The following is a 17,845-nucleotide window of genomic DNA, read 5'->3' as shown; positions in this document are numbered from 1 at the left end:
CGCTCAGTCGTCGTCGGAACCGAGGCGCGCGTCGCGCTCGGCCTTCTGGGCCGCGCGAAGCTCCGACGTCGCGAGCGCGACCTCGGCCTCGGCGCGCTGCACGCGTCGCTGCGGGAAGGTCGTCGCGCCGAACCGGGCATGCACGCGGTCTTTGCGTTCCTCCTCCGACGTGACGATGTAGGCGCACGAGATCAGGATGACCTGGGTCGACAGGTTGAGCCAGATCAGCAGCGCGAGCAGTGTGGCGAAGGAGGCAAGCAGCGGATTGCTCGTCGCGCCGCCGATGAACAGCCCGGAGAGCTCCTGCAGCACGAGCAGCCCGACGCCGCCGATGAGAGCTCCGATCCACAGGGAGCGTCCCGACGGTCGGAGACCGGAGAGCAGCCGGAACACGCCCGCGATGAGCACGGTGTCGAGCGCGAGCACGACGATAAGCGAGACGATCCGGATGCTCCACGAGGCCACGGGTGAATCCTCGGAGATGCCGAACAACCCGCTGATCCAGGTGATTCCGAGCCGGCCGGCGAACGTGACGGCCGCCGCGGCGACGAACAGCACGGCGACCCCGGCTGCGAGCAGCAGGTTGCGGAGCATGACCCAGATGAACAGCACGTCCGCGTGCGCGGTGCCGGCGAGCACGCGCACCGCCGTGCGCAGGGACCCCACGGCGCCGAGCGCCGAGCCGATGAGAGCGATCGTCGAGACGGCGCCCGCGATCGACAGCGAGATCGGCTCTTTGAGGTCGTCGGGATCCACCACGCCGCCCTCGCCGATGAGGCCGGGCACCACGGCCTGAACCGCCGAGATGATCGCGTCCCAGACGTCTGGGTTGCCGGCGAGCCACAGCGCGGCGATCGAGAAGCCGAGGAGAACCGCGGCGAAGACGCTGAACAGTGCGCGATACGTCACGCTGTCGGCCAGCATCGGGCCCCGACGCTCGGAGTAGAGCAGGAAGGCCCGCACCGGACGACGGGTCAGAGCCCAGCGGATCGTCGCAGTGCTGACGCGCGCGATCAGGCCTGGGCGTCGGGCATCGGGTGCTGCGGATTCGGTGCTCATCTCGACCACTTTACGAGTCGGCAGGATGTGTCCGCAGGGGGTTGACGCCGAGCGTCACCATGACTGATGCGGCATGCACGGTGCCCTAGAATCGGGGGCAACCTCGCAGTGCGCGTATCCGCCCGAGACTCGTCCCACGATTGGTGTTCCTTGCTTTCCCCTGCCGACTCGCTCGCCCCGGAATGGCTCGTCGTGCCCGACGACGCGAATGATCTTCCCGCCGCTGTCTGGCCCGCCTCCGCAGTGCGCGGTGCCGACGGAGAATTGCGGATCGCCGATATCTCCGCGACCGCACTCGCCGAGACGTACGGCACGCCGCTGCTCGTGATCGACGAAGACGAGGTGCGTTCCCGCGCCCGCGCTTTCCGCTCGGCTTTCGACACCGCTGCGGGCGACCACGGCACGACCGCGCAGGTGTACTACGCGGGCAAGGCGCTGCTGACCACGACGATCGCGCGCTGGGTGGTCGACGAGGGGCTCCGCATCGACGTGTGCACCGGCGGTGAGCTGGAGGTCGCGCTCGCCGCGGGCGTCTCTCCGGCATCCCTGGGCTTCCACGGCAACAACAAGTCGGTCGCCGAACTCGAGCGCGCCGTCGAAGTGGGCATCGGCACGATCATCGTCGACAGCGCGATCGAGATCGAGCGCCTGGCGGCGATCACCGCCAGGACGGGCGCTGTGCAGCGTGTGCTGGTGCGGGTCATCAGCGGCGTGCACGCCGAGACCCACGATTTTCTCGCGACGGCCCACGAAGACCAGAAGTTCGGCTTCCCGCTCCCCGAAGCCGAGCAGGCCGTCGCCCGCATCCGAGAGATCCCCGGCCTCGAGTTCGCCGGACTCCACTGCCACATCGGTTCGCAGATCTTCGGCGTCGCGGGCTTCCGCGAGTCGGCGTCGCGCGTGCTCGAACTGCATGCCGCGCTGCTCGAGGGCGGACCGGTCCCGCAGCTCAACCTCGGCGGAGGCTTCGGCATCGCATACACGAGCGTCGACGACCCCACGCCGATCGAGACGCTCGCAGGTGAGATCGTCGCCGCCGTCGCCGAGGGCTGCGACGCACGCGGTATCGCCCTGCCGGCGCTGTCGTTCGAGCCGGGCAGGGCGATCGTGGGCACCGCCGGGGTGACGATCTACGAGGTCGGAACCACCAAGGACGTCGCACTCGGCACAGGAGCCACTCGGCGGTACATCAGCGTCGACGGTGGCATGAGCGACAACGCCAGGACAGCGCTCTACGAAGCGCAGTTCTCGGCTCGCCTCGCCTCGCGGCTCGGCACGGGCTCGCCGCAGCTCAGCCGGGTGGTCGGCAAGCACTGCGAGTCCGGCGACATCGTGGTCGACCACGAGTACCTCCCCGCCGACGTGTCTCCGGGTGACCTGCTGGCCGTACCCTCCACCGGCGCCTACTGCGCGCCGCTCGCCAGCAACTACAACCACGTCCCTCGCCCGCCGATCGTCGCCGTGCGCGATGGCCGGTCGACGATCATCGTCCGCGGTGAGACGATCGCCGACGTCCTGTCTCGCGACGTCGGTTTCGAGGTGTCCGAGAACCACGGGTGATCCGCGCGACGAACGACGCGGTCCCTGACAGAGCACGACTGAACAACCCTCCTAAGGAGAGATGCAATGACGACTGAGTACCGACGACTTCGGGTGGCGCTCCTCGGCGCCGGTGCGGTCGGATCCCAGGTGGCCGCCCTCCTGCTGCGCCACGGCGACGAACTCGCCGACCGTGCGGGTGCCACGCTCGAGCTGGCCGGCATCGCGGTGCGCAACCTCGATGCGCCGCGCGAGACCGATCTGCCCAAGGAGCTGTTCACGACGGATGCCGAGTCGCTGATCCTCGGCTCCGACATCGTGATCGAGCTGATCGGCGGCATCGAGCCCGCTCGCACGAGCATCCTGCAGGCGATCGGCTCCGGCGCCGATGTGGTGACGGCCAACAAGGCGCTGCTGGCGACGCATGGTCCCGAGCTCTTCGAGGCAGCCGACCGTGTGGGCGCATCCGTCTACTACGAAGCGGCCGCTGCCGGGGCGATCCCGATCATCCGCCCGCTGCGTGACTCGCTCGCCGGTGACCGCGTGGTGCGCATCATGGGGATCGTGAACGGCACGACCAACTACATCCTCGATCGCATGGACACCGAGGGCGCCGACTTCGCCGACGTGCTCGCCGACGCGCAGCGCCTCGGCTATGCCGAAGCCGATCCGACCGCCGACATCGAGGGATTCGACGCCGCCCAGAAGGCAGCGATCCTCGCGAGCCTCGCATTCCACACGGCTGTCCCGCTCGACGCCGTGTACCGCGAGGGCATCACCTCGATCACCGCGTCGATGATCGACGAGGCGCGCGCAGCCGGCTTCGTGATCAAGCTGCTTGCCGTGTGCGAGCGCATCGAGGCCAACGGCACCGAGTCGATCTCGGTGCGCGTCTACCCGGCACTCGTTCCCAAGTCGCACCCGCTCGCCTCCGTGCACGGCGCCAACAACGCCGTCTTCGTCGAGGCGGAGGCGGCAGGCTCGCTGATGTTCTACGGTGCGGGCGCGGGCGGCGTGCAGACGGCATCCGCTGTGCTCGGAGATGTCGTGTCGGCGGCTCGCCGGCACATCGCCGGCGGCGTCGGCGTGGGGGAGTCCACCAGAGCCAACCTCCCGGTGGTACCGATCGGTCACGTCACGACCCGTTACCAGATCACCCTCGAGGTCGCGGACGCTCCGGGCGTGCTCGCGACCGTCGCCGGCATCCTGAGCGACGGAGCAGTCTCGGTCGCCACCGTCGTGCAGACCGTCGAAGGAGAGGACGAGCCCACCGCTCGCCTCGTCATCGGCACGCACCGGGCCACGGATGCCGCGCTCAGCGCCACGGTCGACGCGCTCGCCGGCAGCTCTGTCGTCGAACGGGTCGTCTCGGTGCTCCGCGTGGAAGGCGAGTGACGATGGCAGCATGGCGCACGGTCGAGGTGACGGTCCCGGCGACCAGCGCCAACCTCGGCCCCGGATTCGACACCCTCGGACTCGCGCTCAGCGTCTACGACACGCTTCTGGTGACGGAGCTCCCCGTGGGAGCGCTCGAGATCGAGGTCTCCGGTTCCGGCGCCGCCGAGATCCCTCTCGACGACTCGAACCTCATCGTGCGCACGATCGCCCATGTCTATGCAGACGTCGATCGGCCCTTTCCCGGACTGCGCATCGTCGCCGAGAACGGGGTGCCGCACGGTCGTGGACTCGGATCCTCCGGCGCGGCCGTGGCAGCGGGAATCCTCGCGGCCAAGGGGCTGCTCGAGGGCGATGTGCAGATCAGCGACGCTGACATGCTGCGCCTCGCCACCGAGATCGAGGGACACCCCGACAACGTGGCTCCTGCGCTGTTCGGCGGACTGACGATCGCGTGGATGGGAGAGCGCGGCGCGCAGCACAAGAAGCTGCTCGTGCACCGTGGCGTGTCGCCGCTCGTGCTCGTGCCCTCGTACACGATGTCGACCACGAAAGCGCGCTCGCTGCAGCCGCCTCAGGTCTCGACGGCGGATGCCGTGTTCAACGTCTCGCGTTCGGCGCTCCTCATCGCTGCACTCATGCAGAGCCCCGAACTGCTGCTCGACGCGACGGCCGACCGCCTGCACCAGGACTACCGAGCCGAGGCGATGCCCGAGACCCAGCGGCTTGTCCAGACGCTCCGCGCGGCGGGCTTCGCCGCGGTGGTGTCCGGGGCGGGCCCGAGTGTGCTGGTTCTCGCCGACGGCCCCGGCAGCCGTCAGGACGCCGTGGAACTGGCCGCATCGACGACCGACACCCCGTGGGAGGCACTGCTGCTCGCGGTCGACGTGCGTGGTGGTACAGTGGGGAATCGAGCGGAGGGCTCCACGTAACTGCGTGAATCTGGCCCCATTGCAACTCTGCAAGACCCGCACGCAAACCCCTGTGGCACTGCTCTCACCGAGAACCTCGTTCTTTTCGAGAACCCAGTGCAGAGGCTGGCTGACGCCGAGCGTCAGTCCGTGCGATCGCGCGCAGCACCCGTTGTGCGCGTGCCGCTCATGTCCCCGAGACCAAAGAGGGAGTACTCGTGGAGAATTTCTCCGAGACCCAGAACGACCAGGCGGCATCTGCCGCCGAGGCTCCGGCGAAGGCCGCGAGCTCAGACGCCGCGACAACTGCCGCGACCGAGGTGGCACCGGCCCGCAAGCGCGCACCGCGCCGAGCGAGCACCGCGTCTGCGGCTGCCAAGGCCGACAAGGCCGCTGCGGCCGACGCACCCGCTGAGGGCGCGCCCGCTGCATCCGCATCCGCTGCGCCCGCTGCATCTGCGCCCGCTGCCGAGGCGCCCGTCGCCGACGCCGCACCGAAGGCCAAGGCCCCGCGCCGCAGCCGTGCGAAGAAGGCGGACGCCGAGGCCACGACCGCTGCAGCGGAGCCCACCGAGGCCCCCGCTGCCACGTCGGAGGCGCCTGCTGCTCCTGCCGCAGAGGCTGCTGAGACGTCCGACGAGCCGAAGAAGACCACCGGACGCGGACGCCGCACGGCGAAGAAGCCTGCGGCCGAGACCGAGGCACCCGCGACCGAGAAGGCCGCCGACGCAGCACCGGCCGATACGGCCTCTGCCGCCGACTCTTCCTCCGACTCCGCTGACGGCGGCGACGAGCAGGGCGGCCGCAACCGCAACCGCAACCGCAGCCGCAACCGCGGTCGCGGCCAGAACGGCACCGCACAGGGCGGCGAGCAGCAGCAGTCGCAGCAGCAGCAGCAGCCTCAGCAGCCTCAGCAGCAGAGCGCGCCCGCCGAAGACGAGGGTGGCAACGGCCGCAACCGTCAGCGCAACAAGCGCCGCGGTGGTGTGCCGACCGACGAGTTCGACACCGAGATCGGCGAGGACGACGTCCTCGTCCCGATCGCCGGAATCCTCGACGTGCTCGACAACTACGCGTTCGTGCGCACGACCGGTTACCTCGCCGGCCCGAGCGACGTCTACGTCTCGCTCGGACAGGTCAAGAAGTACAACCTGCGCAAGGGCGACGCGATCGTCGGCTCGATCAAGCAGCCGCGAGAAGGCGAGCAGCAGGGGCGTCAGAAGTACAACGCCCTCGTGAAGGTCGACTCGATCAACGGCCTGTCGATCGACGACGCCGCGACCCGCGTGGAGTTCGGCAAGCTCACCCCGCTCTACCCGCAGGAGCGCCTGCGTCTCGAGACGGTGCCCGAGAAGCTGACTCAGCGCATCATCGACCTCGTCGCTCCGATCGGCAAGGGTCAGCGCGGCCTCATCGTCGCACCGCCCAAGGCCGGCAAGACGATCGTCCTGCAGCAGATCGCGAACGCGATCGCGCAGAACAACCCCGAGGTCCACCTCATGGTCGTGCTCGTGGACGAGCGCCCCGAAGAGGTCACCGACATGGAGCGCACGGTCAAGGGCGAGGTCATCGCCTCGACGTTCGACCGCCCCGCAGAAGACCACACCACGGTCGCAGAGCTCGCCATCGAGCGCGCCAAGCGTCTCGTCGAGCTGGGCCGCGACGTCGTCGTGCTGCTCGACTCGATCACGCGCCTCGGCCGTGCGTACAACCTCGCGGCTCCGGCTTCCGGACGGGTGCTCTCGGGTGGTGTCGACGCCTCGGCGCTGTACCCGCCCAAGCGCTTCTTCGGAGCAGCACGCAACATCGAGAACGGCGGATCCCTCACGATCCTCGCCACGGCTCTCGTCGAGACCGGCTCCAAGATGGATGAGGTCATCTTCGAGGAGTTCAAGGGCACCGGCAACAGCGAGCTGCGCCTGTCGCGCCAGCTCGCCGACAAGCGCATCTTCCCGGCGGTCGACGTGAACGCGTCGAGCACCCGCCGCGAAGAGATGCTGCTCTCGACCGATGAGGTCAAGATCACGTGGAAGCTGCGCCGAGCCCTCGCCGGCCTCGACCAGCAGCAGGCGCTCGAGGTGGTCCTGGGCAAGCTCAAGGAGACTCACTCGAACGTCGAGTTCCTCGTGCAGATGCAGAAGTCGATCCCGACGCTGCCTTCGGGCGCGCACGGACACGACAACAACATCCGCTGAGCGGAGCCGGAGTGTTCGAGTCCGTCCAGACTCTGATCGACGAGCATCGCCGGGTGCAGGAGGAACTCTCCGACCCGGCGGTGCACGCCGATGCTGCTCGGGCGAAGCGCGTGAACCGCCGCTACGCCGAGCTGTCGAGGATCGTCGCCGCCTACGAGGCGTGGGCGGCGGCATCCGACGATCTCGAAGCCGCGCGCGAGCTCGCTCGTGACGACGAGGCGTTCGCGGCCGAGGTCCCGTCACTCGAAGAGGGGCTGCAGGCGGCTCAGGAGAAGCTCCGGCGTCTGCTGATCCCTCGTGATCCCGATGATGCGCGTGACGTGATCATGGAGATCAAGGCGGGGGAGGGCGGTGCCGAGTCGGCGCTGTTCGCCGCAGATCTGCTGCGCATGTACATCCAGTACGCGGCGTCCAAGGGGTGGAAGACCGAGCTGCTCGAACGCAACGAGTCAGACCTCGGTGGCTACAAGGACGTCCAGGTCGCGATCAAGGGCTCGTCGACCGACCCCGCGCAGGGCGTCTGGGCTCATCTGAAGTACGAGGGTGGCGTGCACCGCGTGCAGCGCGTGCCGGCCACCGAGTCGCAGGGGCGCATCCACACCTCGACCACCGGAGTGCTGGTGTTCCCCGAGGTCGATGAGCCCGACGAGATCGCCATCAACCAGAACGACCTGAAGATCGACGTGTTCCGCTCATCGGGCCCTGGCGGCCAGTCGGTGAACACGACGGACTCTGCTGTGCGCATCACGCACCTGCCGAGCGGCATCGTCGTGTCGATGCAGAACGAGAAGTCCCAGCTGCAGAACCGAGAAGCGGCGATGCGCGTTCTGCGCGCGCGACTGCTGGCGAAGCAGCAGGAGGAGCTGGATGCAGCGGCATCTGACGCGCGCAAGTCGCAGATCCGCGGTATGGACCGTTCGGAGCGCATCCGCACGTACAACTTCCCTGAGAACCGGATCGCCGACCACCGCACCGGCTTCAAGTCCTACAACCTCGATCAGGTGATGGACGGGGCTCTCGAGCCGATCATCGTCAGTGCCATCCAGGCGGACGAAGAGGCCCGACTCGCCGCGGTGGGCTCCGACTCCTGAGCCGTTCGCGCGTCGGCTGTCGCTGCGCCTCGATTCCTGAGCCGGTCCCGGGTCATTCGTCGAGTGCGCTCCGATCAGGTGCGGGCTGCGTATCGGTGCTCGGGTCGTCCGGTCGCGCCGTAGCGCAGGCGCACCTCCACGACGGTCCGCGCGGCGAGAGCCGCGAGATGACGCTGTGCGGTGGCGCGGGAGATCCCGACGAGCTCCCCGACCTCGGCCGCCGAGGCTTCGCCGTCGCCGAGTGCGGCGAGCACGAGCTGCTCGGTCGCCGAACGCGAGACCGACACCGGCTCCCCGGCGCCGTGCAGGATCGCCAGAGCACGATCCGGGTCCTCCTGCCGCAGGGGGCGGTCGCCTGCCAGCAGGTTGCGGTACCGTGCGTACCGCTCGAGCAGGCCGACCAGCGCACGTCGGTCGAAAGGCTTCAGCAGGTATCCGACGGCACCCGATCTGAGGGCTCGGCGCACCGTGGGCGCGTCGTCGGCCGCAGAGATGAGGATCGCGTCGACTCCGGCCTCCCGCACCAGGGCGATGCCGTCTCCGTCGGGAAGGAAGACATCGGCCAGCAGCAGGTCAGGACGCGACGAGCGGATGCGGTCCCTCGCCTCAGCGAGCGACCGGACCGGCTCGAGGGCGGTGAACCCCGGTTGGTCGTCGACGATGCTCTGATGCAGCAGACCGACACGGAAGTCGTCGTCGAGGATCAGGACGCGGAGGGGGTCGGTCATTGCTTCTCCTTGGTCGTCGGGGTTGTCTGGGGCGGGGTGTCGGACACGGCGCGGCCGATGCGCGCGGCGAGAACAGCGCCGTGCTCCTCGCCGCCCGCGTCGATGACCCAGAGGTCTCCGCCGCGGCGGCGCGCGATGTCTCGAGCGAGGGGAATGCCCAGACCGTGGCCGTGCACGCGATCGGGGTCGTCTTCACCCGGCGGCCGCGGCGCCATCGGATCGATCCCCTCGAGCCCTGGTCCGGAGTCAGCGACCGTGACGACCAGCGCATCGCCGTCTCCCAGCACAGCGACCTCGACCCACCGGGGGATCCGCTCTCCGGAGGCGGCTGCGGTCACCGCGTTGTCGACGAGGTTGCCCAGCACGGCGGCGACGTCCTCCGGCTCTGCCACGCTGCCGATCAGCTGGGTCTCGTCTGCGATGCGCAACGCGACACCGCGCTCCCCGGCTTCGATGCCCTTGGCGCCGAGGAACGAATGCAGAAAGGGATCGCTGAGCAGGTCGAGCCCGGCGACAGGAAAGGCGACCGAGCCGCGCTCGACGAGCTCATCGAGAAAGCCTCTGGCGTCGTCGATCCTGGCCGCATCGATGAGTCCGGCGACCACGTGCATGCGGTTGGCGAACTCATGACGCTGCACCCGCAGCGCAGCGGTGACAGCGCGCACGGTCTCGAGCCGCTCCGTCAGCGCGATGAGGTCGGTGCGGTCGCGGACGATCAGCACGTCTCCGAGTGGTCTCCCATCGCGGATGACCGGCCTGGAGTCGAAGTACAGAACACGTCGATCCACGACGGCGGTCGACGTGGTGCGCCTGCCGGTCGCCGTCTCGACGACGGCGGGCGGCAGCCCGAGGTGCGCCAGCGGGTGTCCGACGGGGGAGTCGAGGCCGAGCATCCGGTCGGCGGCGTCGTTGCTGACCCGCACGACCCCGGTGACGTCGACCGCGAGCACACCGTCGTCGACGCCGTTGAGCACTGCGGTCTGGTTCTGCACGAGCGCCACGAGCTCCTCCGGCTGCACTCCGAGCGTGAGCCGCTCCCAGCGACGACGCAGCAGGAGGAACGCGATGATCGCGAGAGCCACCGCCCCCGCAGCAGTGGCGCCGATCACCGCGAGCAGGGGTGGCAGGTCGTCGAAGACGCCCGTGCGCTCGAACCCCACGCTGACCTCGCCGACGGGAACGCCGGCCTCGTCACGCACCGGCACCTTGGCTCTCGCCGACTCGCCGAGGGTTCCGGTCTGCCAGTCGACGACCTCGTTCCCGGCGAGGACCTCTTCGAAGGGTGTGCTGACCATCTGGCCGATGCGCGAGCTGGTGGGGTGGGCGAGGCGGATGCCGTCTGCGTCGGCGATCACCACGAAGAGCGCGCCGGTGCTGTCGGAGACGTCCGACGCGATGCGCTGCAGATCCCCGTTCCTGAGTGCCTCGGCATCCGGGGTCTCCTGTGCCGACGAGATGCGTGCGACCTCGGTGCGAACCTGCGGATCCTCGGCGAGGGTCCTGGCGATGCCGAGTGCGGTGGACTCGGCCTCGGCGCGCAACTGCTGCACGGCGAGCACGAGGTACACGCCGGTGCACAGCGCGACCACGAGCGCGACGGTCGCGAGGTGCAACAGCAGCGTCCGTGTCGCGAACCGAGGTCTCGACGTCGTCCTCGACACAGTGATCCCTTCGTGCGCGATCATCGCGCAATATGCGCAGAACTCACGCTACGCGCACAACGTCCGTGAATGCGGCATACCGCGCTCGCAAGAGACGGATTGCCTAGTCTCGTCAGGATCCGTCGCAGTCGACGGAGCATCGACGAAGGAGTCACAGCATGCCCGACGCACTCACCGTCCTGTCAGCGGCCACAGAGGAGGCGCCGACCTACGACGTCGCGTTCGTTCCGCCGGAGTGGGTCCTCGTCCTCCTCGGATTCACCATGGTGCTGGCCTTCATGACCCTGATCATGACGAAGCGACTGACTCCGATGGTGGCGTTGATCCTCGTGCCGACGGTGTTCGGTCTGTTCGCCGGCGCCGGGCTCGGCATGGGCGACATGATCCTCGACTCGATCGCCACCATGGCGCCGACCGCCGCACTGCTGATGTTCGCGATCATGTTCTTCGGGATCATGATCGACGTCGGCCTGTTCGATCCGCTGATCCGCGTGATCACGCGTGTTCTCGGCGACGACCCTGCGAAGGTCGTGCTGGGCACGGCGATCCTCGCCGGTGCAGTCTCTCTCGACGGCGACGGATCGACGACGTTCATCATCACGACGTCGGCGATGCTGCCGATCTATCTCCGTCTCGGCATGAGCCCGGTCGTCCTCACGTGCGTCGCCGGGTTGATGAACGGCACGCTGAACATCGTGCCGTGGGGCGGGCCGACCGTGCGCGCGGCGACCGCTCTGGGCCTGCAGCCGACCGACATCTTCGTCCCCATGCTGCCCGCGCTCGGAGTCGGCATCATCGTGACGCTCGGCTTCGCCTGGATGCTCGGTCTGCAGGAGCGACGTCGCCTCGGCCGCCTCGACTCCGAGGCGCTGCTCACCGGCGCCGACGGCGGAGCCTTCTCGACGGTGCCGAAGATCTTCCGCGGCTCGGATGCGAAGCCCGGCGCCCGTGCGGCGTTGCGCACCGGCAACATCGTCGTCGTGGCGGGCGGGCACGGCCCGGTCGCCGCGGCGAGCGTCGACCCTGCCGACACCGCCATGGCGGACACCATGCTCGACCCGGCGCGTCCGACGCTGCGGCCGAGGCTCATCTGGTTCAACCTCGCCCTCACGCTCGCCGTGATGGTGCTGCTCGTGCTCGACATCATGCCGCTTCCGTACGTCTTCATGGTCGGCGCCGCGGTCGCGCTGCTGGTCAACTTCCGGGGGATCAAAGAGCAGGCGTCCGAGATCGTCGCACACGCCCCGAGCATCGTCGGAGTGGTGTCGATGGTCATCGCAGCCGGAGTGCTGGTCGGTGTGCTGACCGGCACCGGAATGGTCGACGCGATGGCGACGTGGATCACCGATGTGCTGCCGCCGGCGCTCGGGCCCTTCCTCGCACCCATCACCGGAGTCCTGTCGATCCCGTTCACGTTCTTCATGTCGAACGATGCCTTCTACTTCGGCATCCTGCCGGTGCTCGCCCAGAGCGCCGCGACGTTCGGCATCGATCCCGTCGAGATGGCGCGGGCGTCGATCATCGGTCAGCCCGTGCACCTGCAGAGCCCTCTGGTGCCGGCGATCCTCCTGCTCGTCTCGCTCGCGAGCGTCAACCTCGGCGATCACCACAAGAAGGTGCTCTGGCGTGCGGTGATCGTGTCGTTGGTGATGCTCGCGGTCGGCGTCCTGTCGGGAGCGATTCCCTTCTTCGTGGCCCAGTGAGCGATAGGCTCAGGCCGTGATCACCCTTCTGTTCCGCGCGCTGATGTATCTCGTGTCCGCAGGTCTCGGCCTCATCGTCGCCGATCTCGTGCTCGAGGGCTTCCAGATCGAGTGGGACAAGTGGTGGGGATTCGTGGTCTGCATCGTGATCTTCGCGGTCCTGCAGAGCGTCCTCGCTCCGTGGGTCAGCAGGATGGCCGATCGCTACGCGCCGGTCCTGATGGGCGGCATCGGGATCTTCTCGACGCTCATCTCCCTCATCATCGTCGTCTTGCTGCCGATCGGCGGGCTGCGCATCGTCGATCTCTCGGGGTGGCTGCTCGGATCCGTCATCGTGTGGCTCATCACCGCGCTGGGCAGTGTTCTGCTCCCGTTGATCTTCCTGCGCAAGAAGGTCGACAAGGTGCGGACGCGCCGCGGCGCGTGAGGCACTCGCGAGAGCATCAGATCGAGTAGTCCGGTGCGGTCAGCACGGCTCTGGTGTCCTCACCCATGATCCGAGCCCGCGGCTTCGCCGGCACACCGACGAGGATGCTGTCGGCGGGCGCGTCACGGGTCACCACGGCGTTCGCCCCGACCACCGATCGCTCGCCGATCGTGACCGGCCCCAGGATCTTCGCCCCGGCACCCACGGCGACACCGTCGCCGAGAGTGGGGTGCCGCTTGCCCGCGTCCCGCGTGCGACCGCCGAGCGTGACCCCGTGATAGAGCATCACGTCGTCGCCGATCTCAGCCGTCTCGCCGATGACCACACCCATGCCGTGGTCGATGAAGAAGCGTCGGCCGATCCGCGCCCCCGGGTGGATCTCGATGCCGGTGAGCGACCGCGAGATCTGCGAGGTCGCCCGAGCGACGAGCCGCAGCCGTCTGCGCCAGAGCGCGTGCGAGACACGGTGCGCCCAGATCGCGTGCAGTCCCGGATACAGCAGCGCCACCTCCGCGCCACTGCGCGCCGCGGGGTCGCGAACTCGCGCTGCCGCGACGTCCTCGCGCATTCGGCCGATCATCCCCATCGAGCGGATCAGCCTTCGCGGAGGTCTTCGTACAGGGCGGTCGAGAGGTAGCGCTCGCCGAACGAGGGGATGATGACGACGATGTTCTTTCCCGCAGCCTCCGGGCGCTGGGCCACCTGCAGCGCGGCCCAGATCGCGGCGCCGCTCGACATGCCCACGAGGATGCCCTCCTTGCGCGCGGTCTCCCGCGCGACACGGATGGCGTCGTCGAAGGTGACGTCGATCACCTCGTCGAGGACATCGCGATCGAGGATGGGCGGCACGAAGTTCGGTCCGATGCCCTGGATCTTGTGCGGTCCAGGGTGTCCCTCGGTGAGGATGGGGGAATCCTTGGGTTCGACGGCGACGATCTGCACGCCCGGGACGCGCTCCTTCAGCACCTGGCCGACCCCGGTGATGGTTCCGCCGGTGCCGATGCCGGCCACGAGGTAGTCGACCGAGCCCTCCGTGTCGCGGAGGATCTCCTCGGCCGTGGTCTTGCGGTGGATCGCGGGGTTCGCCTCGTTGGCGAACTGCTTCGCCAGCACCGCGCCAGGCGTGCGGGCGGCGATGGCCTCCGCCTCAGCGAGAGCGTGCGTCATGCCCTTGGTGGGGTCGGTGAGCACGAGTTCGGCGCCGAATGCCTTGAGAAGCATGCGCCGCTCCTTCGACATCGACGCGGGCATCGTGAGAATCACCTGGTAGCCACGCGCGGCGCCGACCATCGCCAGCGCGATACCGGTGTTGCCGCTGGTCGCCTCCACGATCGTGCCCCCGGGCTTCAGCTCGCCCGACGCCTCTGCAGCGTCGACGATCGCGATGCCGAGCCGGTCCTTGACGCTCGAGGCCGGGTTGTAGAACTCGAGCTTGGCCAGCACGGTGGCGCCGAGGCCCTCGGTGACCCGGTTCAGGCGAACCAGGGGAGTGTTGCCGAACGCGCTGGTGATGTCGGAGTGGATTCCGGGCATGGGGAGAGCCTTCCTGTGCGGGGTGACTGCGCGGTCCAGCCTATGCGAGCGCTCTGGAGGGGTGGGCAATATGACACCTGCTGCGCTCTACGCTTGATCCATGTCCGATCTCTCCCTCGCCTCAGCGGTGCACGCCGCGGCCAGACGTCTCGCCGATGCGGGCGTCACGGACCCCCTCGTCGATGCCGAGCTGCTCGCCGGCCACGCGCTCGGACTGCGACGGGGCGAGGTGCAGGTCGTCATCATCCGCGGCGATGCGATCGACGAGGCGGATGCCGAGTCGCTGAGAGCCCTGGTCACCCGCCGCGCCGCAAGAGAGCCGCTGCAGCACATCACCGGAACCGCGCCGTTCCGGCATCTCGAGCTCGCGGTGGGGCCGGGCGTCTTCGTACCCCGGCCGGAGACCGAGACCGTCGTGCAGTACGCGATCGACGCGCTCCTGGGCTCCCCGCATCCCGAGCCGATCGGCATCGACCTCGGCACCGGCAGCGGCGCGATCGCCCTCGCCATGGCCACCGAGGTGCCCCATGCGCGCATCTTCGCGACAGAGCTCTCGCCCGACGCCTACCCGTGGGCGGTGCGGAACACGCAGGGGGCGGCCAATCTCACCCTGGTGAACGAAGACCTGGCGCATGCGTTCCCTGAGCTCGACGGAACAGCGTCCGTGGTGATCTCCAACCCGCCGTACGTGCCGGACGCCGCTGTTCCCCGCGACCCCGAGGTGCGGCTCTTCGACCCGTCGATGGCGCTCTACGGGGGAGAGGACGGTCTCGACGTCGTGCGCGTGCTGAGCGTGCGCGCCCTCGAGCTGCTGCATCCGGGCGGGCTGCTTGTCATCGAGCACGGCGAGTACCAGGGCGAGGAGATCCGCAGCATCCTCACCCGCGACGGATGGCGGGCGGCTGCGACGCACCGCGACCTCACCCTGCGAGACAGAGCGACGACCGCTCTGCGCCCGTGACGAGCAGACACGAACCGCACAGGCATCCCCAACTAGAATCGGATCGTCATGTCCTCCATCTTCGATTGCGGCGATGAGGCCCAGCTTCTCGCCGGCATGCGCCACGCCCGCCAGGCGATCAGTCGCGGCGAACTCATCGTCATGCCCACCGACACCGTCTACGGCGTCGCCGCCGATGCCTTCTCTCCCGCAGCGGTGCAACGCCTCCTCGATGCCAAGGGACGAGGGCGCAACCAGCCCCCGCCCGTCCTGATCGGCACGAAGGAGACCCTGCACGCGCTCGCAGAGTCGGTTCCCGAGCCCGTCCAGCGTCTCGTCGACGCGTTCTGGCCGGGCGGGCTGACCATCGTCCTTCCCGCCCAGCCGTCCCTCGTGTGGGATCTGGGCGACACTGAGGGCACGGTCGCCGTCAGGATGCCCGAAGGACGCGTCGCACTCGAGCTGCTCGCCGAGACGGGGCCGCTGGCCGTGTCCAGCGCCAACCTCACCGGTCGCGAATCGGCGATCTCGGCGCTCGATGCCGAGCGGATGCTCGGAGACAGCGTCTCTGTCTACCTCGCAGACGGCGTCAGCCGCGACGGGATCGCATCGACGATCGTCGACGCGACCTCCCTGGTGCCCCGCGGTGCCGAGCCCACCACGGGCGGCGTGCGCATCCTCCGAGTCGGCGCCGTCAGCCGTGAGCGACTGGAGGAGGTGCTCGGCGATCTGCTCGAGCCCGAGGCGCAGGCACCGGAATCGGACGGATGATCGTGAAGCAGTACCTCTTCACGATCATCCTGACCGCCGCCATCACGTTCGCGCTGACCTGGGCGGTCTGGAAGCTGAGCCTGCGGTACAAGCTCTACCCGACCATCCGCGAGCGGGATGTGCACACCACACCCACCCCGCGTCTCGGCGGGGTCGCGATCTTCCTCGGCATCGCCGCAGCGATCGGGTTCTCGGCCGCGAATCCGTTCTTCGCCACCATGTGGATGCCGCCGCAGACGATGTGGTCGATCCTCGCCGCGTCGCTGCTGATCGCCGTCATCGGCGTCGTCGACGATCTGTGGGATCTCGACTGGATGATCAAGCTCGGCGCGCAGTTCCTCGCCGCGGGCATCATCACCGTGGGCGGCGGGCTGCAGATCCTCTCGCTGCCGTTCGGTGATCTGATCGTGTTCTCGAGCTGGCTGAGCATCACCATAACGATGTTCGCGATCGTCATCGTGATGAACGCGGTCAACTTCATCGACGGTCTCGACGGCCTCGTCGCGGGCGTCTGCCTGATCGCCAACGGAGTCTTCTTCGCGTACTCCTACATCCTGACGCGCGACACCGGCGCATCCAGCTACTTCAACCTCGCCTCTTTCCTGGCGGCTGTGCTCATCGGTGCCTGCCTCGGATTCCTGCCCTTCAACTGGAGTCCGGCGAAGCTCTTCATGGGCGACTCGGGGGCGCTGGTCCTCGGCCTGCTGATGGCGACGTCCGCGATCGCCGTCACGGGTCAGCTCGAGCCCTCCGCCCTCGACCCCGAGCGCCTCGGCCGATCGCAGCTCCTCGGAGCGTTCATCCCGATCCTCCTCCCGCTGCTCGTGGTCCTGCTGCCGCTGCTCGATTTCGGTCTCGCGGTGCTGCGCCGCATGAACGCGGGGAAGTCGCCGTTCTCTCCCGACCGCAAGCATCTTCACCACCGCATGCTCGACCTCGGCCATCGCGACCGTGACGCCGTGCTGATCTTCTACGCCTGGACGGCAGTCATCTCGCTCGCCGTCCTTCTGATGTACGTAGGCGCCCGCGAGGACTGGCCGGGCCAGTACCTGCCCGGAGTCTTGTTCGGCCTCGTGGGAATCGCCGCATGCCTCGTCATCACCCTGAATCCTCTGCGCCGACGGAAGTCCGCGCAGTCTGCTGAGCCCGACCCGACACCCGTGGAGTCCCCGTGAGCCCGAGCCCCGTTTCCAGCAATCCGATCCTGCGTAGGACGCTGCTCTGGTCCGCCTTCTCGATGGTGGTCCTCGCGATCGTCGCCGGGGTGATCGGTCTTCTCGTCGGCGGAGGGGAGGGCCTCGTGAGCGGCCTGCTCGGCGTCGTGCTCGCGATGCTGTTCCTGGGCATCACGGCCCTCAGCATCCTGATCGCCAACCGCTGGTTCGGCGATCCGCTCTATGTGCAGCTGTTCTTCGCGATCGTGCTGGGCGGCTGGCTGCTGAAGCTCGGTGTCTTCCTCCTCGTGATGATCCTCCTGGCCGGTCAGCCGTGGCTGAATCCCATGGTCTTCTTCCTCTCGATCGTCGCCGGGGTGATCGTGTCGCTGGTGATCGACGTGATCGTGCTCACGCGCATGCGACTGCCCAATGTGAGCGACGCATCCCTGCCCACCGAGGCTCCGACCGACTACGCGCCCGGAGTGCAGCTGCCCACCGTCGTGCCCGAGGATCGCGCCCCCGGGCGGCACAACCTGATCCCCGAGGCCCGTGATCAGGAGGGGCCGACAGAAGAGGCCCCGCGGTCTTAGGACACCCTCAGATTCTGATAGTGTTGACACGTGCCCGCCGCTCGTTCGCGAGCGCTTGCGCTTGAAGCACACCGACCATCGTCGCCCCGGTTCTGACCGGTGCCCCGAAGCTGGAGCCCGCGCTGTTCAATCTTGCTGCGACCCT

General features: G+C 68.6%; 16 protein-coding genes. 11 read left to right on the top strand and 5 right to left on the bottom strand.

Annotated features, from left to right (window positions below; genetic code table 11):
* Window positions 1-3 precede the first annotated feature (3 nt).
* The gene (locus tag RQG82_RS02845) at window positions 4-1,059 is read right to left on the bottom strand and encodes a YihY/virulence factor BrkB family protein (RefSeq protein WP_311257607.1); all 1,056 of its coding nucleotides are present in this window, start codon (window positions 1,057-1,059) and stop codon (window positions 4-6) included.
* Between the two features lie 150 nt (window positions 1,060-1,209).
* On the opposite strand from RQG82_RS02845, the gene lysA reads away from it, so the two are divergent.
* The 5 genes from lysA (at window position 1,210) to prfA (ending at window position 8,190) form a co-directional block, all read left to right on the top strand.
* Window positions 1,210-2,619, top strand: a complete 1,410-nt coding sequence (lysA, locus tag RQG82_RS02840) for a diaminopimelate decarboxylase (RefSeq protein WP_311257606.1) — start codon at window positions 1,210-1,212, stop codon at window positions 2,617-2,619.
* A gap of 66 nt (window positions 2,620-2,685) precedes the next feature.
* Window positions 2,686-3,993: a homoserine dehydrogenase gene (locus tag RQG82_RS02835; RefSeq protein WP_311257605.1), complete on the top strand. Its 1,308-nt coding sequence runs from the start codon at window positions 2,686-2,688 to the stop codon at window positions 3,991-3,993.
* Between the two features lie 2 nt (window positions 3,994-3,995).
* On the top strand, window positions 3,996-4,925 hold the full coding sequence (gene thrB / locus RQG82_RS02830) for a homoserine kinase (RefSeq protein ID WP_311257604.1): 930 nt from the start codon (window positions 3,996-3,998) through the stop codon (window positions 4,923-4,925).
* 197 nt (window positions 4,926-5,122) lie between these two features.
* A complete protein-coding gene (gene rho, locus RQG82_RS02825) occupies window positions 5,123-7,099 on the top strand; it encodes a transcription termination factor Rho (RefSeq protein WP_311257603.1) in 1,977 nt (658 codons plus the stop codon).
* A gap of 11 nt (window positions 7,100-7,110) precedes the next feature.
* Window positions 7,111-8,190, top strand: a complete 1,080-nt coding sequence (gene prfA / locus RQG82_RS02820; RefSeq protein WP_311257602.1) for a peptide chain release factor 1 — start codon at window positions 7,111-7,113, stop codon at window positions 8,188-8,190.
* 74 nt (window positions 8,191-8,264) lie between these two features.
* On the opposite strand, the gene RQG82_RS02815 is transcribed toward prfA, so the two are convergent.
* Together RQG82_RS02815 and RQG82_RS02810 are read right to left on the bottom strand one after the other, a co-directional pair.
* Window positions 8,265-8,918, bottom strand: a complete 654-nt coding sequence (locus RQG82_RS02815; RefSeq protein WP_311257601.1) for a response regulator — start codon at window positions 8,916-8,918, stop codon at window positions 8,265-8,267.
* Window positions 8,915-10,603 (bottom strand): ATP-binding protein, encoded by a 1,689-nt coding sequence (locus RQG82_RS02810; RefSeq protein ID WP_396653541.1) that lies wholly within the window; start codon window positions 10,601-10,603, stop codon window positions 8,915-8,917. The genes RQG82_RS02815 and RQG82_RS02810 overlap by 4 nt, the downstream gene beginning before the upstream one ends.
* 134 nt (window positions 10,604-10,737) lie before the next feature.
* Between RQG82_RS02810 and RQG82_RS02805 the strand changes: the two genes are divergently transcribed.
* The gene (locus RQG82_RS02805; protein WP_311257598.1) at window positions 10,738-12,282 is read left to right on the top strand and encodes a CitMHS family transporter; all 1,545 of its coding nucleotides are present in this window, start codon (window positions 10,738-10,740) and stop codon (window positions 12,280-12,282) included.
* A gap of 16 nt (window positions 12,283-12,298) precedes the next feature.
* Window positions 12,299-12,709 carry a phage holin family protein gene (locus tag RQG82_RS02800; protein ID WP_311257597.1) on the top strand — a complete coding sequence of 137 codons (411 nt, stop codon included), beginning with the start codon at window positions 12,299-12,301 and terminating at the stop codon, window positions 12,707-12,709.
* A gap of 16 nt (window positions 12,710-12,725) precedes the next feature.
* On the opposite strand, the gene epsC is transcribed toward RQG82_RS02800, so the two are convergent.
* Together epsC and cysK are read right to left on the bottom strand one after the other, a co-directional pair.
* Entirely contained in the window at window positions 12,726-13,295 is a 570-nt protein-coding gene (epsC, locus tag RQG82_RS02795; RefSeq protein WP_311257596.1) for a serine O-acetyltransferase EpsC, read from the bottom strand.
* Window positions 13,296-13,303: 8 nt separating this feature from the next.
* Complete coding sequence (gene cysK / locus RQG82_RS02790; RefSeq protein WP_311257595.1) at window positions 13,304-14,242, bottom strand: cysteine synthase A; 939 nt, start codon at window positions 14,240-14,242, stop codon at window positions 13,304-13,306.
* A gap of 100 nt (window positions 14,243-14,342) precedes the next feature.
* Between cysK and prmC the strand changes: the two genes are divergently transcribed.
* The 4 genes from prmC to RQG82_RS02770 are packed head-to-tail and all read left to right on the top strand — an operon-like array spanning window position 14,343 to window position 17,700.
* Window positions 14,343-15,203, top strand: coding sequence for a peptide chain release factor N(5)-glutamine methyltransferase (gene prmC, locus RQG82_RS02785; protein ID WP_311257594.1), 861 nt, complete (start codon window positions 14,343-14,345; stop codon window positions 15,201-15,203).
* A 48-nt stretch (window positions 15,204-15,251) separates the two neighbouring features.
* Window positions 15,252-15,953 carry an L-threonylcarbamoyladenylate synthase gene (locus tag RQG82_RS02780; protein ID WP_311257593.1) on the top strand — a complete coding sequence of 234 codons (702 nt, stop codon included), beginning with the start codon at window positions 15,252-15,254 and terminating at the stop codon, window positions 15,951-15,953.
* A 2-nt stretch (window positions 15,954-15,955) separates the two neighbouring features.
* The gene (locus tag RQG82_RS02775; protein WP_311257592.1) at window positions 15,956-17,128 is read left to right on the top strand and encodes an MraY family glycosyltransferase; all 1,173 of its coding nucleotides are present in this window, start codon (window positions 15,956-15,958) and stop codon (window positions 17,126-17,128) included.
* Window positions 17,125-17,700 (top strand): hypothetical protein, encoded by a 576-nt coding sequence (locus tag RQG82_RS02770; protein ID WP_311257591.1) that lies wholly within the window; start codon window positions 17,125-17,127, stop codon window positions 17,698-17,700. The genes RQG82_RS02775 and RQG82_RS02770 overlap by 4 nt, the downstream gene beginning before the upstream one ends.
* Window positions 17,701-17,845 lie beyond the last annotated feature (145 nt).

Source organism: Microbacterium sp. WCS2018Hpa-9, assembly GCF_031843745.1.
In the GTDB taxonomy this organism is placed as follows: domain Bacteria; phylum Actinomycetota; class Actinomycetes; order Actinomycetales; family Microbacteriaceae; genus Microbacterium.
The sequence above is the reverse complement of the archived record's forward strand: the minus strand, read 5'-3'. Positions and strand labels throughout refer to the sequence as shown.

Coding starts and splice junctions, on each gene's coding strand:
- RQG82_RS02810 (WP_396653541.1), bottom strand. CDS start 10,603: ATGATCGCGCACGAAGGGATCACTGTGTCGAGGACGACGTCGAGACCT.
- prmC (WP_311257594.1), top strand. CDS start 14,343: ATGTCCGATCTCTCCCTCGCCTCAGCGGTGCACGCCGCGGCCAGACGT.
- RQG82_RS02835 (WP_311257605.1), top strand. CDS start 2,686: ATGACGACTGAGTACCGACGACTTCGGGTGGCGCTCCTCGGCGCCGGT.
- epsC (WP_311257596.1), bottom strand. CDS start 13,295: ATGGGGATGATCGGCCGAATGCGCGAGGACGTCGCGGCAGCGCGAGTT.
- thrB (WP_311257604.1), top strand. CDS start 3,996: ATGGCAGCATGGCGCACGGTCGAGGTGACGGTCCCGGCGACCAGCGCC.
- RQG82_RS02845 (WP_311257607.1), bottom strand. CDS start 1,059: ATGAGCACCGAATCCGCAGCACCCGATGCCCGACGCCCAGGCCTGATC.
- cysK (WP_311257595.1), bottom strand. CDS start 14,242: ATGCCCGGAATCCACTCCGACATCACCAGCGCGTTCGGCAACACTCCC.
- RQG82_RS02815 (WP_311257601.1), bottom strand. CDS start 8,918: ATGACCGACCCCCTCCGCGTCCTGATCCTCGACGACGACTTCCGTGTC.
- RQG82_RS02805 (WP_311257598.1), top strand. CDS start 10,738: ATGCCCGACGCACTCACCGTCCTGTCAGCGGCCACAGAGGAGGCGCCG.
- RQG82_RS02780 (WP_311257593.1), top strand. CDS start 15,252: ATGTCCTCCATCTTCGATTGCGGCGATGAGGCCCAGCTTCTCGCCGGC.